At 74.1% G+C, this 13,735-nt stretch carries 7 protein-coding genes and 1 pseudogene; 6 read left to right on the top strand and 2 right to left on the bottom strand.

All coding sequences use genetic code 11. The annotated features are described in order from the left end of the window. Positions 1-17: 17 nt before the first annotated feature. On the bottom strand, positions 18-1,760 hold the full coding sequence (locus tag AB0M29_RS26445; protein ID WP_365386794.1) for a serine/threonine-protein kinase: 1,743 nt from the start codon (positions 1,758-1,760) through the stop codon (positions 18-20). A gap of 486 nt (positions 1,761-2,246) precedes the next feature. On the opposite strand from AB0M29_RS26445, the gene AB0M29_RS26440 reads away from it, so the two are divergent. The 6 genes from AB0M29_RS26440 to AB0M29_RS26415 all read left to right on the top strand — a co-directional run bounded on the left by AB0M29_RS26440 (position 2,247) and on the right by AB0M29_RS26415 (position 13,595). Beyond that, complete coding sequence (locus AB0M29_RS26440) at positions 2,247-6,098, top strand: FtsK/SpoIIIE domain-containing protein (protein ID WP_365386791.1); 3,852 nt, start codon at positions 2,247-2,249, stop codon at positions 6,096-6,098. Between the two features lie 219 nt (positions 6,099-6,317). Next, positions 6,318-7,760 (top strand): extracellular solute-binding protein, encoded by a 1,443-nt coding sequence (locus tag AB0M29_RS26435; RefSeq protein WP_365386789.1) that lies wholly within the window; start codon positions 6,318-6,320, stop codon positions 7,758-7,760. 6 nt (positions 7,761-7,766) lie between these two features. After that, positions 7,767-9,155 carry a sugar ABC transporter permease gene (locus AB0M29_RS26430; RefSeq protein WP_365386787.1) on the top strand — a complete coding sequence of 463 codons (1,389 nt, stop codon included), beginning with the start codon at positions 7,767-7,769 and terminating at the stop codon, positions 9,153-9,155. Then, on the top strand, positions 9,152-10,090 hold the full coding sequence (locus AB0M29_RS26425) for a carbohydrate ABC transporter permease (protein WP_365386785.1): 939 nt from the start codon (positions 9,152-9,154) through the stop codon (positions 10,088-10,090). The genes AB0M29_RS26430 and AB0M29_RS26425 overlap by 4 nt, the downstream gene beginning before the upstream one ends. Positions 10,091-10,172: 82 nt before the next feature. Next, positions 10,173-11,732 carry a hypothetical protein gene (locus AB0M29_RS26420; protein ID WP_365386783.1) on the top strand — a complete coding sequence of 520 codons (1,560 nt, stop codon included), beginning with the start codon at positions 10,173-10,175 and terminating at the stop codon, positions 11,730-11,732. Positions 11,733-11,873: 141 nt separating this feature from the next. After that, positions 11,874-13,595, top strand: a complete 1,722-nt coding sequence (locus AB0M29_RS26415; protein WP_365386781.1) for a serine/threonine-protein kinase — start codon at positions 11,874-11,876, stop codon at positions 13,593-13,595. On the opposite strand, the pseudogene AB0M29_RS26410 reads toward AB0M29_RS26415, so the two are convergent. Further along, a pseudogene (locus AB0M29_RS26410) lies at positions 13,555-13,735 on the bottom strand (hypothetical protein); the annotation flags it as partial. The gene AB0M29_RS26415 and the pseudogene AB0M29_RS26410 overlap by 41 nt on opposite strands.

Below are 13,735 nucleotides of genomic sequence, written 5' to 3'. Positions count from 1 at the left end.
AGCGAGTGGATCTCGGGTCAGCCCGAGCCGCTGGTGCCGCCGTTGGAGCCGCCGCCCGAATCCCCGGTGATCGACGAGAGCTTGTCGTAGACCGTGTGGACCCAGCTGGACGTCGCGTCCCAGAGGTTCTGGGTGCTGTGCACCCACTCGGGCAGCGGGGTGGTGTACCAGACGATCACGAAGAGCACGACGAGCACCAGCACCACCGTGAAGCAGCCCTTGAGGCAGCCGAGGCCCGGGATCTTGACCGGGTTCGCGCTGCGGCGGCGCGGCTCCCGGGGCTCGCGCTGCGGGCGCTCCTGCGCGGGCGGGCGCTGCGGCTCGTAGTGCTGGGGCTGCGGCTGCTGGTAGCGCGGCTGGGGCTGGGCCTGCGGCTGCTGATAGGGCTGCTGGTACGGCTGGGCGTACCCCTGCTGCTGTCCGTACCCCTGCTGCTGGGGCTGCGGGGCCCGCTGCGGCTGGCGGTGCGGGCGGCGGTTGGGGAAGCCCGGCGGGTAGTCCTGCTCGGGGGCCGCGTACCGCACCTCGGTCTGTTCGTTGCGCTGCCTGGCGGCGCTGAGCTGCGACTCCCACGGGTGCGGGCCCTGCGCCTGCGGCTGGCTCTGCCGGTCGCCGCCCGGCACCGGCGGCATCACCCGGGTGCGGTCGCCGTCCTGGCGGCCGGAACCGGAACCCGATCCGGAGTCGGAACCGGAGGAGCCCGCGCCGGAGCCGAAACCGGCCCCCGGGAGCTGCCCGGTGACGGCGTTGGGGTCGTACCGGCCGCCCTGCCCGGCGCCCTGGCCGGAGGGCAGCACTTCGGTGGGGTCGGCATCGCCCGTTCGGGTGCCGCCGCCGTTGCCGGTGCCCGGGACGAGGGTCGGGGTCGGGTCGGGGCCCAGCAGCGCCGCGACGCCCAGGGCCGCCTCGGCCGCGGCCGGGCTGGCGTGCACACCGATGCCCCCGGCGACGACCCGCAGCGCGCGGGCCAGGTTCTCGGCGCTGGGCCGCTGCGACGGCTCCTTGCGCAGGCAGCGCTCGATGACGGTCCAGAGCGGCTCCGGCACCGTGGTGGGGCGGCGCGGCTCCTCGGTCAGGTGCGCGTGCAGCACCTCGATGGCGCTCTCGCCACGGAACGGCGGACGCCCGGTGACCAGCTCGTACAGCAGGATTCCGGCGCCGTAGATGTCCACGGCCGAGGTCTGGGGACGGCCCTGGGCGGACTCGGGCGCGACATAGGCGGGAGTGCCGACGAACTCGTGCGTACGGGTGACGCCGGGCGAATCCGCGAGCCGGGCGATGCCGAAGTCGGTCAGCATCGGGTGCATCCGCTCGGTGCCGTCCTCGCCGGTGACGGTGGCGAGCAGCACGTTCGCGGGCTTGAGGTCGCGGTGCACCACGCCGTCGGCGTGGCTGGCGGCGAGCGCGTCGGCGACGGCCGCGGTGAGCAGGGCGGCGCCCACCGGGCTGAAGGGGCCGTTCTCCCGGAGGTAGCGGTGCAGGTCAGGGCCGTCGACGAGGTCCATGACCAGGGCGAGCAGATCGCCCTCCACCACCAGGTCGCGGACCCGGACGATGTGCGGGTGCCGCAGCCGGACGAGCACCGAGCGCTCCCGCAGGAAGCGCATCACCACGTCCGGATCCTCGGCCAGCTCTTCCTTGAGCACCTTGACGGCGACGGCGGTGCCCTCTTCGTCGCGCACCTGGCCACGCCAGACGGTGCCAGTGGCGCCGCGTCCCAGCGGCTCCTCCAGAAGGTATTTGCTGCCTACCGGCCGCACGTCTCGCGCTCCCTGCTCCGTTTCGGCTTGCCCTGCTTCGGCCCGCCGGGTTCGGCGTGCCTGGTCCGGCCCCAGCGTAGTGCCGCCGCCGGACCCTGTCCGGACAGCTCAGCCGGATTCCCAGGTAGGACGCCGACCGTAGGTTGTTGGTTGCGTCACGTGGCGACAGTTGTGACGGAGGGGATAACGCGGGGGGCCGGACTTCGAGAGATCGGCCGATTTGTGACCGGCAACGGTCATGAACGGGGGTTTTCCGATCGGTGTCCGATCAGCTTCCGGCATGGAATGATCGCAGCCCGGTCGTTCAAGATCACTGATGGTGGGACCGGGGGCGGGCTGTCGGTGGCGGGTGGGAGGATGCACCCGTACGGTCCGGATGGGGCAACGGGGGCCCCGCCGCTCGTGCTTGTACGTGTCGACGCGCCCGCGCGTGGCCGGGGAGGGGACTTCCTGCCGCATGCCGGGCAGAAGGGGAGCGCGGACGAGATGCAGATCCGGCTGACCGTCCTCGGGCCGCGGAGCGGTCGCGCCGCGCGCGCCTGCGACGTGCTCATCACGGCGCCCGCGGGCACCGCGCTGGGGGCGGTGGCCGGTGCGCTGGCCTCGGCCGCCGGGTCGGGGCAGCCGGCGAGGTCGGCCAGCTCCTCGGTCGCGCTCTTCGCGGGGGCGCAGCGGCTGGCGCCCACCGCCGTGCTCGGAGTGCCCCCGCTGGTCGACGGCGCCCTGCTGTCCCTGCACGCCCCCGCGGGGCAGCCCGGTGACCACGGTCAGTACGGCCAGTTCGGGCAGTACGGCAGGCCGACCGCGGAGTCGGCCAGGCTGCATGTGATCGGCGGTCCCGACGCGGGCGGAGTCCATCTGCTGCAGGGCGGCCAGGCCCGGATCGGGCGGTCGGCGGACGCGGACGTGCCGCTGGACGACCCGGACGTCTCCCGGCTGCACTGCGAGATCGCCGTCGGCGCGGACGGCCGCGTCACCGTGGCGGATCTCGGCTCCACCAACGGCACCACGCTCTCCGGTCGCCCGGTCGGAGCGCACCCGCTGCCGCTGCTCCCGGGCGCGCTGCTGCGGATCGGCGAGTCGACGCTGCGGCTGGAGGCGGCGGGCTCCGCGGCTCCCGCGGCGCTGGCCGCCGTCGCGGACTCCGACGGCCATCTGCGTGTCTCCCTGCGCGACGCCCCCTGGCCGTCCACCCCGCCGCCGCCCACGGAGGACCCCTCCACGGCGGCCACCCATGGCGCGGGCTTCTCGGTCCCCGCCGACGTGGCCGGCCGACCGGGCCGCCAGGCCACGAGCGGCACCGACCACACGGCCTCGCGGCCCGGTGGAGCCGAAGGGTTCCCGGGCGGCAGGACCGGAGGGGACGCCCACGGTGCCGCCTCCCGGCCAGGACCCGAGGGGTTCCCGGGCAGGACCGGCCAGGACGCCGACCGCGCCGCCGCCCGGCCCGGTGGGCACGACGGCGGTACGGCTCCCGGCGCCCCCGGCAGCGGCGGCCGGGACAGCGGCTTCCCGGGCGGCGCCCCGGCCCAGCGGCCGACACGGCCGCCGATCCCGGCGCAGAGCGCGGCACCGGCGCAGGACCGGCCGCCCGCCGCGCCCGGCTCCCCCGCCGGTCACGGCGGCACGGGCTCCGGCCAGGGCGGCGCGGACACGGACTGGGAGCTGCGCGGGCTCGGGCAGGTGCCGGGGGACGGCGCGGAAGCCTTCCAGGACGCTTCCGGCCGGTCACACACCCGCCGAGCGACCCCGGGCCAATCGGGCGGCGGACGCGGCCCTCACCCCGAGGACCAGGGCGATCCGGCCGACCAGCCCGATCGGCATGCCCCCGACAGCGGGCGCCGGGCCACCGGCGAGCGGCGGGGACGGGTCGTCGTGGCGGGCGGGGCCGAGCAGGACCGCGGCGGCGAGGGGCGCGGGGTCGTCGGGTCGATAGGCGCCTGGGCGCGGCGGCGGCTGGCCGGCGGCAAGAGCACGGTCGAGGGCGGCGAGGGCGTGGGCGCCGGTGAGGCCGACGCGCTGCGCGAGCGCTGGCCCGACGCGGCGGCCGTCCTGCTGACGGTGCTGGGCCCCGGGCGGCGGCTGTGGGAGCGCGGCGCCGGCCACCCCGACGCGCTGACCGTACGGCTCGGCACCGCGGACCTGCCGTCTGAGGACGGCACCCGGCGGCTGAGCGGGGTGCCCTTCACCGTGGACCTGCGCGGGCCGCGCACCGCCGCCCTGACCCTGGCCGGGCCCCGGCCGCGGCTGGCCGGGCTGGCCCGCGCGGTGCTGGCGCAGCTGTGCGCCCTGCACTCCCCCGCCACCCTGGAAGTCGTCCTGGTCAGCGCGGACCGGGCCCGTACCGCCGACCAGCGGGCCGAGGAGTGGTCCTGGCTCAACTGGCTGCCGCATCTGCGGCCCGCCCACGGCCAGGACTGCAGGCTGCTGCTGGCCTTCGACCGGGACCAGGCCGAGGCCCGTACCGCCGAGATCGTGCGCCGTCTGGAGGCGGGACCGCTGGGCGCGGGCTGGGCCGGTGCCGCGCCCGCCGCGGTGTCCGAGGCCGCGGCGGCCCACGAGGGGCCGTTCACGCTGCTCGTGGTGGACGGCGACCCGGGTTCCGCCACGCTGCGCGAGACCGCGGCCAGGATCGCCGCGGCCGGTCCCTCGGTCGGCGTCCATGTGCTGTGTCTGGCGGAGCAGGGCGAACGCCCCGCAGTCGGCAGCGGCATCGTGGCCCGGCTCTCCGGAGACGTCGCGACCACGCTGCACATCGAGCCCGCGGGCATCGCGGGCGCCGCCGCGCAGCCGTCGCTCGCGCCCGACGAGATCGTGCTCGACGCGGTGTCCGCCGCCTGGGCCGAGCACTTCGCGCGGGCCCTGGCGCCGCTGCGCGAGGCCGACGCGGAGGCGTCAGGAGCCCGCTCCCGGCACGCCCTGCCGGGCGCGGTCCGGCTGCTGGACGAGCTGGATCTCGCGCTGGCCACTCCCGCCAAGATCGGTGCCCGCTGGGCGGCGGCGCCCACCGCGGTCGGCACGGCCACCGCGGTGCTCGGCGTCGGCTCCGGCGGGCGGGTCGCCGTCGACCTGCTGGCGGAGGGGCCGCACGCGCTGGTGGGCGGCGCGCCCGGCGCGGGCAAGACGGAACTGCTGCGGTCGGTCGCGGCAGCGCTGGCCGCGGGTGAGCGGCCCGACCGGCTCTCCCTGGTGCTGGTCGACGGCGCCGGTCAGGAGCGCGGCGAGGGCCTGCGGGCCTGCGCCGACCTGCCCCATGTCTCGACGCATCTGGTGGCCTCCGATCCGGTACGGATGCGGGAGTTCGCCCAGGCGCTCGGCGGCGAGCTGAAGCGTCGGGCCGAGATCCTCGACGGCCAGGACTTCGCCGCCTGGCACGCGGACCGGCTGGTGGCGGCGACCGTGCCGCACCAGTCCGGACGCGGCGGGCGTACGGCGACCGGGCGGAACGCGGATCCGCAGGCCGCGGCCGCCCAGGTCCCGGGGCAGGCGGACGCCCAGGCGGCAGCGGTCCCCCCGCAAGGGACCGCGCGCGCCCAGGTCCCCGCGCGGCCCGACGCGCGGGCGGCGACGCATGAAGCCCCGCAAGGCGCCGCGCGCCCGGAGGCGCCGGGACAGGCAATAGCCCAGGCCCAGGGCGCGCCCCAGCCCGCGCTCCCCCGCCTGGTCGTGGTGGTCGACGACTTCGACGCGCTGGTCGCGCCGGGCCTGGGCAGCACCGGCAGACCGGCGGCGGGCAGTGTCGTACGGGCGCTGGAGGCGGTGGCGCGGGACGGCGGGCCGCTGGGCGTGCATCTCGTGGCGTCGACCGGGCGCCCGGAGCGTACGGCGGGTACCGAGGCGGACCAGCGGTCGCGGCTGCGGATCGCGCTGCGGATGCCGGACCCGGAGTCGGCGGCGCTGCTGGTGCATGTCGAGGATCCGGCCGGTCTTGACGACTCGGTGCCGGGGCGCGGCTATCTGCGCAGGCCGGGCGGGGGCGTGACGCCGTTCCAGGCGGGCCGGGTCAGCGGCCGCATCCCGCGTACGGCGACGCTGCGGCCGACGGTCGTACCGCTGGAGTGGGAGCGGATGGGCGATCCGCCCGCGCGCCGCCAGGTGCGCGAGTTGGGGAACGGGCCGACCGATCTCGCCCTGCTGGCCAGCGCGTTGCAGCGGGCCGCCGAGTCGGCCCCCGAGCAGGCCGCGGCGCAGAGCGCGGGCCAGGGCGCCGGCCACTCCGACCGCGCCGCGGACGACACCTCGGGCGACGCCTCGGACCACGACCCGGGCCGGTCCCCCGGCGGCGGCCCGGTGCCGGGAAAGTCCGCGTCCGGCGCGTCGGCGGCACCCTTGATCTGACCGCCGGTCCTGGCTCCTGACCCACCTGTAACCCCTCCCGTATGCCGCCTCCGGCGACCGGAAATCCACTCCCACAGGTTTGGTATTCGCTTTGTCCTGAAGGGGGTTGACGCAAGATCACGGCATGGTCACGATCACCCGCACGCCGTGGCCCGCGCCCTTGCGGCCCCCGTTGCCCGGGCGTAGGACAGGACGCCACGGGACTGAGGGGATGGCCAGATGCCTACATCTGACATGCGCGGCAACGACGCTCGACCAACTCCTGGCGGGCGGACCTTAACCGGTCGTCGCACCAGCCGAAACCACCGCACTACGCGCGTCGCGCTCGCCGTCCTGGCGGCGTCCGCACTCGCGCTCACCGCCGCCGCGTGCGGCGGCAGCAAGAAGGACGACGGGAAGAAGTCCTCGAGCCCGTCCGCGTCGAGCCCCTCCTCGGGGCTCCAACTGCCCGACCTGCACGGGCAGAAGCTCGAAGTGGCCGCCGTCTGGACCGGCCCCGAGCAGCAGAACTTCCAGAAGGTGCTGGACGAGTTCGACAAGCGCACCGGCGCCAAGTCCACCTTCGTACCGACCGGCGACAGCCAGTCCACCTTCCTGGGCACCAAGATCGAGGGCGGGGCGCCGCCGGACGTCGCCTTCCTGGCACAGAACGGCGTCCTCCACCAGTTCGCCGACAAGGGCTGGCTCAAGCCGCTCGGCCCGGAGGCGCAGGCCCAGCTGAGCCAGAACTTCTCGCCCGGCTGGCAGAAGCTCGGCGCGTGGAAGGGCAAGCAGTACGGCATCTACGCGAAGGTCTCCAACAAGTCGCTGATCTGGTACAACAACGCGGCGTTCAGCAACGCGGGCGCGTCCGTGCCGAAGACCTGGGACGACTTCCTGAAGACCGCGGAGACGGTCTTCGAGTCGGGCACCGCCCCGGTGTCGATCGGCGGCGCCGACGGCTGGACGCTCACCGACTGGTTCGAGAACATCTACCTCTCGCAGGCGGGCCCGGAGAACTACGACCAGCTCGCCGCGCACACCATCAAGTGGACCGATCCGTCGGTGAAGACCGCGCTGACCACCCTCGGGCAGCTCTTCGGCAAGAAGGACCTGATCGCGGGCGGCACCAGCGGCGCGCTCGCGGCGGACTTCCCGAAGTCGGTGACGCAGACGTTCACCGGCAACCCGCCGGCCGCCGCGATGGTCTACGAGGGCGACTTCGTCTCGGCGTTCATCGGCGCCAACACCAAGGCGAAGGTGGGCACGGACGCGAAGGTCTTCCCGTTCCCCGCCGTGGGCAGCGGCAAGCCCCCGGTGGTCAGCGGCGGTGACGTGGCGGTGGCGCTCAAGGACAGCAAGGGCGCGCAGGCGCTGCTGACCTTCATCGGCTCCACCGACGCCGCCAAGATCTGGGCGCAGGGCGGCGGTTACCTGTCGCCGAACAAGGCGCTCGACATGTCCGCGTACCCGGACGACGTGCAGCGCGGTATCGCGCAGGCGCTGATCGCGTCGGGCGACGACTTCCGGTTCGACATGTCGGACCAGGCCCCGGCCGCGTTCGGCGGCACCAAGGGCCAGGGTGAGTGGAAGGACCTGCAGGACTTCCTCGCCAAGCCCTCGGATGTCGCGGGCGCGCAGGCCAAGCTCGAAGCGGACGCCACCAAGGCGTACGGGAGCTGAGGCCCGATGGCCCCGGTGGCTGACTCCGCCGCGGGGGCAGGGGGTGCCGGTCTCACCGGCGCCCCCGCGCCCCTGCCGGGACCCGCACCCCGGCCGGGCCGCCGCAGGAGCGTGATCGGCACCCGTCCCTGGGTGGCGGCGCTCTTCCTGCTGCCCGCGCTGGTACTGCTGGGCGCGCTGGTGGCGTACCCGATCGCGTACACCATCAAGCGCAGCCTCTACGACGCCGACGACAGCGCCTTCGTCGGGCTGAAGAACTTCGGCACCGTCTTCTCCGACCACGGCATCCTCACCGCCGTCCGCAACAACGCGATCTGGGTGGTGGTGGCCCCGACGGTGGCGACCGCGCTCGGCCTGGTCTTCGCGGTGCTCACCGAACGGGTGAGCTGGGGCACGGCGTTCAAGCTGGTCATCTTCATGCCGATGGCCATCTCGATGCTGGCCGCCGGGATCATCTTCCGGCTGGTGTACGACCAGGACCCGTCACGCGGGGTGGCGAACGCGGTGGTGGTCGCCGTCCATGACACCTTCACCAGCAACGCCGCGTATCCGGGCGCCCGGCCACGGCCCAACAGCGATCTGGCGCCCACCGCGGGCGGCTCGTTCACCTCCAAGTCGACGGCGAGCGTGGGTACCGCGGCGGATCTGCCGCTGATCGGCATCGCGCAGAACAAGCTGCCGTCGGGGGCGCGGGACGCCAAGCCCGCGCCGCCGCAGCCGGGGATGATCACCGGCACCGTATGGCTGGACTTCCGGCCGGGCGGCACCGGCAAGCCCGGGGTGATCGACCCGGGTGAGAAGGCGCTGTCCGGGGTGAAGGTGCAGGCGGTCAGGGACGGCAAGGTGGTGGCGTCGGCGAAGTCCGGGAAGGACGGCACGTACAAGCTGCCCGGATCGGCCGCGGGCGCCCAGCTCCGGCTGCCCGCCTCGAACTTCTCCGGCAAGTACAACGGCATCAACTGGCTCGGCCCCGACCTGGTCACCCCCTCCATCATCGGCAGTTACGTGTGGATGTGGGCGGGCTTCGCGATGGTGCTGATCGCGGCCGGGCTCGCCGGGGTGCCGCGCGAGCTGATGGAGCAGGCGCGGGTGGACGGCGCGAACGAGTGGCAGGTCTTCCGCAAGATCACCGTGCCGCTGCTGGCCCCGGTCCTGGTGGTCGTCATGGTCACGCTGATGATCAACGTGCTGAAGATCTTCGACCTCGTCTACATCATCGCGCCGGGGAACACCCAGTCCAACGCCAACGTCCTGGCGCTCCAGCTCTATCTGTCGTCCTTCGGCGGCGGTGACGACCAGGGGGTCGGCAGCGCGATCGGTGTGATCCTGCTGCTGCTCGTCCTGCCCGTCATGATCTTCAACATCCGGCGGCTGCGCAGGGAGGGACGGCGATGAGCGCGGAGACCCCCGCCCTGAAGGCGACCGGCACCCCCCTCGGCAAGGACACCGGCACGGCGGGGAGCGGCATCGGCAGGCCGCGCCCGCCGCTCGCGGCCCGGCTGGCGGCCCGGGCCGGCGGCGGGGTGATGCGGATCTTCCTGCTGCTGGTGGCGCTGTTCTGGCTGCTGCCCACACTGGGACTGCTGCTCTCCTCGCTGCGCACACCGGCCGACATCTCGGGCAGCGGCTGGTGGAAGGTCTTCACCTCGCCGTCGCAGCTGACCGTCACCAACTACCACCAGCTGCTGAAGAACCACGCCATCACCGACTCGCTCGTCAACACGGCGCTCATCACCGTCCCCACCACGGTGCTGGTGGTGGTGATCGGCTCGCTGGCCGGTTACGCCTTCGCGTGGATGGACTTCCGCGGCCGGGACTGGTGGTTCCTGGCGGTGGTGGCGATGCTCGTGGTGCCGGTCCAGGTGGCGCTGGTCCCGGTGGCCCGGCTCTTCGGCGACATCGGCATCTTCGGTGACATCTCCGGTGTGGTGCTCTTCCACACCGCCTTCGGCCTGCCCTTCGCGATCTTCCTGCTGCGGAACTTCTTCGCGGAGATCCCGCGGGAGCTGCTGGAGGCCGCACGGCTGGACGGGGCCGGTGAGCTGCGGTTGTTCACCCGTGTGGTGATGCCGCTGGGCGGCCCGGCGATCGCCTCGCTCGGCATCTTCCAGTTCCTGTGGGTGTGGAACGACATGCTGGTCGCGCTGATCTTCGCCAACAGCGACTCGCAGCCGATCACGGTCGCGCTCCAGCAGCAGGTACGGCAGTTCGGCAACAACATCGACATTCTGGCGCCGGGCGCCTTCCTGTCGATGGTGATCCCGCTGGCGGTTTTCTTCGCCTTCCAGCGGCAGTTCGTCTCCGGTGTGATGGCGGGCGCCGTCAAGTAGCGGTACGGCCGCACCCCTGACACGGGTGCGGCCACCGGCCAAAGGCGAACCAAAGGCGGCCTTCCGGGATATAACAGTCGCCATGCCACGGAGTTTCCATGTCATCGCACCCGCAGACAGCCGGCCGCCGGAGCCCGCGGCCGACGCGTGGGGGCGAATGGCCGGGCGGCGCGCCGCGTGGTCCGCGTGGGGCCCTTACGTCCTGGTCGCCGCCCTGTTCTGGCTGATCCTCACGGTGGCGGCCCGGCACACCCCGATCAACGGGGACTTCGGGCAGCACGCCTCGGCCGTGGAGCGGGTGAAGGCCGACTGGCTGCACCCGGCCAACCCGCTGCTGCGCGAGTCGGGCACCGGCAGCCCGTACTACTCGCCGTACATCGTGACGCTGGGGCTGCTGGCGCGGGCGACGGGCGCGGCGGGCTGGAAGGTGCTGCGCTGGTGCGGGCCGGTCAACCTGGCGGTGCTGGTCGTCGGCGTCGGCGCGTACGCGCACACCCTCAGCCGGCGGCGGCTCGCCCCGGTCTACGCGCTGCTGGCGTTCACCCTGCTGTGGGGGGTGAACGGGTCCGCGTGGAGCGGCTTCTGCGGGGTGCGGTCGCTGACGCTGGTGGCGTCGTATCCCAGTACGTTCGCGGTGGGCCTGTCCTTCGTGCTGTGGACGCTGGCGGACCGGCTGGCCCGGCGGCCCGCCACCGTCGCGGCGTACGCGGGGCTCGGTGTGCTCGCCGGGATCCTGCTGCTGATCCATCCGATCACGGCGCTGGCGGCGGGTGTCGGGGTGGCGGCGGTGGTCGCGGGCAGGCAGCGCGGCTGGACGCGGCGGGTGGCGGCCCGCTGGGCGGTGACGGTGGGCGCCGCGCTCGTGGTGGCGGCGGTCTGGCCGTACTACGACGTGTTCCGGCTCGCCGGTGACAGCACCGTCGACGCCGTGCACAAGGAGCTGTACGCCCATCTGTGGGGCTGGTACGGGCTGGCGCTCGTGGGGCTGCCCGCGCTGGTACGGCGCGGCCGCACCTGCAGGCGCGACCCGCTGGTGCTGATGTTCGGGGCGGATCTGCTGATCGTCACCTACGGCTGGTTCAGCGGCCATTACACGTACGGGCGGGTGTTCGCGCTGCTGCTGGTGCCGCTGCAGTTCGCGCTCGCCGTCGAGTTGGCCGAGATCCCGCCGTGGACGCTGTTGCGCCGGGTGCTGGCGCCGCTCGCCGCGGTCGCGCTGGGCCTCGGGCTGCTGGCGCAGGCCGGTGCGGTGATGCCGCGGCATGTGCTGGTCCGGACCCTGGAGCGGCCCCGGCCCTGGCCCGGCTACCAGTGGGCCGCCCACCGCATCCCCGTCGGCGCGGTCGTCCTCACCTCCGGCTATCTGCCCATACACGTACTCCCCGCCTACGGTGCCTTCCTCGTCGCCCCCGCCTGGCCCGACCCCTCCACCTCCCTCGCCGACCGCGACCGCCGCTTCGCCGACACCCGCGCCTACCTCGCCCCCCACGCCACCCCGGCCCTCCAGCGGGCCATCCAACAGCGCTACGACGTCAGCTGGTTGCTTCTGACCCGCGGTCAGCGGGTGCCGTTCGACGGCACCGTCATCGCGGCCAAGCCCGCCACCGGCGAACGCCTCGTCCGCCTCGCCGCCCCCGGGTAGTGCCCCGAAGGGGCGCGGACCTCCGTGGCGTTGCCCGGGGGCGGGTAACATCGCAGCGTTCGCCTACCGGGGGGTGCAGAGATCGCCAGGAACGAGAACACCGGTCCACTGCGGCCGTTGCGGCCGCAAGATCCGCGGGAAGTGGCCGGGTACGGCCTGCTCGCGCGGATCGGCGAGGGCGGGATGGGATCGGTGTACCTGTCCCACACCCGCGGCGGGCAGCCGGTCGCCCTGAAGGTGATCCGCCGCGAGTTCGCGCAGGACGAGGAGTTCCGGCAGCGCTTCCAGCAAGAGGTACGGTCGGCACGCCGTGTGCAGGGCTACCACGTGGTGCCGGTGGTGGACCACGACACGACGGGCAACGAGCCGTGGCTGGCCACGACGTACGTACCGGGGCTGTCCCTGGACGACGCGCTCGCGCGGTTCGGCGCGCTGCCGCTGCCCGCGGTGCTGCAGCTCGTGGGGTGCGCCGCCGAGGCGCTGCGCGCGGTGCACGCGGCCGGGGTGATCCACCGCGACCTCAAGCCGAGCAACATCCTGCTGGCGGCGAGCGGCCCCTGGGTGATCGACTTCGGCATCGCGCGGGCGGGTGACTCCACCCAGCTCACCCGTAGCGGCGACCTGATCGGCACCCCGCAGTTCATGTCGCCCGAGCACGCCAACGGCCAGCGACTCACCCCGGCCACCGATGTGTTCTCGCTCGGTCTGATCGCCGCGCTGGCGGCCACCGGACGGCACCCGTACGGCGAGGCGGGCGCGATCACGCTCGCCACCCAGATAGCCAACACCGCGATGCGCCCGCCGGACCTGTCCGGGTACCCCGACGCGCTGCGGACCCTGCTGGAGCGGTGCCTGGCCGCGGACCCCGCCGCCCGCCCCGCCCCCGCCGAACTCGCCGCGCTGTGCGCCGACTTCGCGGGCCGGGACCTGCGCGACTTCACCGGCTGGCTGCCGCAGCCGGTCGCGGCGGAGATCGCCCGCCGCGAGACCGCCGCCCAGCACCCGCCGCAGCCGGAGCCGTTGACCCCGCCGCCGCCGACCGCGGCGCCGCCGACCGGATTCGCCGCCGCGCCGCCGCCCCGACAGGCGCCCCAACAGCCGCCGTTCGGGCCGAGCGGGCCGCCGTCCGGGCCTCCGTCCGGGCCTCCGTCCGAGCAGGACCCGGCGCACAGCGGCCGCATGCAGAAGGTGCGGGCGATCGGCGGCGGGGTGATCGCCGTGGTCCTCGCGGTGACGCTCACCTACGCCTTCACCCGGTCCGGCGGCAAGGACGACCAGAGCGCGAGCGGCGGCCCGACGAGCAGGCCGAGCACGAGCGCCAGCCAGTCGCGGCAGTCGACGCCCACCGCTCCGGACAGCGACGCCCCCACGACCGACGACCCGGCGGCGGACACGGACACCGCGACGCCGACGGGCGCCCCCCAAGTGATCGTCCAGGACCAGAAGTTCATCATCCGCGGGCCCGCCTGGAACACCGGCACCCATGTCGACCTCGACAAGGCCACCGTGCAGCCGAACGGCCAGATCGGTGACACGTCGGACTACGAGATCGAGTACCAGGACTGGGTGGGCGCGAGCATGCGCTTCCTCACCACCTTCGGCAAGGCGGACGGTACGACGTACGAGGCGTGCAAGACGGGCGTCGGGGCCGACGCGCTGTCGGGCGAGATCACCCGGGACGACCTCAACAAGCAGACGTACATCGCCAAGGGCGCCGTCCTGTGCACGATCACCTCGTCGGGCAACCTGGCCATGCTGAAGGTCACCGATGTGACGCCGTCGAGCGACTCGGGCAACGGCATGCCGACGTTCTCCACCCTGCTCACGGTGTGGAAGATGCCGGACGCACCGACGCCTCCGTAGGACCGGAGCCGTAGCCGTAGCCGTAGCGGCTGAACGCCGGAGGGGCGGGGCCGGGCAGTTCGACGCTCACCCGGTCGCCCTGCGCCGCGTCGTCGGCGATGCCCAGCGCCCGGCGCGCCACCTCGAAGGAGCCGGGGGCA

It is taken from the genome of Streptomyces sp. NPDC051976 (assembly GCF_040680795.1).
In the GTDB taxonomy this organism is placed as follows: Bacteria; Actinomycetota; Actinomycetes; order Streptomycetales; family Streptomycetaceae; genus Actinacidiphila.
The sequence above is the reverse complement of the archived record's forward strand: the minus strand, read 5'-3'. Positions and strand labels throughout refer to the sequence as shown.

Excerpts from the sequence above, each read along its gene's own strand:
- AB0M29_RS26420 (WP_365386783.1), top strand. The coding sequence starts at position 10,173 with ATGCCACGGAGTTTCCATGTCATCGCACCCGCAGACAGCCGGCCGCCG.
- AB0M29_RS26440 (WP_365386791.1), top strand. The coding sequence starts at position 2,247 with ATGCAGATCCGGCTGACCGTCCTCGGGCCGCGGAGCGGTCGCGCCGCG.
- AB0M29_RS26430 (WP_365386787.1), top strand. The coding sequence starts at position 7,767 with ATGGCCCCGGTGGCTGACTCCGCCGCGGGGGCAGGGGGTGCCGGTCTC.
- AB0M29_RS26425 (WP_365386785.1), top strand. The coding sequence starts at position 9,152 with ATGAGCGCGGAGACCCCCGCCCTGAAGGCGACCGGCACCCCCCTCGGC.
- AB0M29_RS26435 (WP_365386789.1), top strand. The coding sequence starts at position 6,318 with ATGCCTACATCTGACATGCGCGGCAACGACGCTCGACCAACTCCTGGC.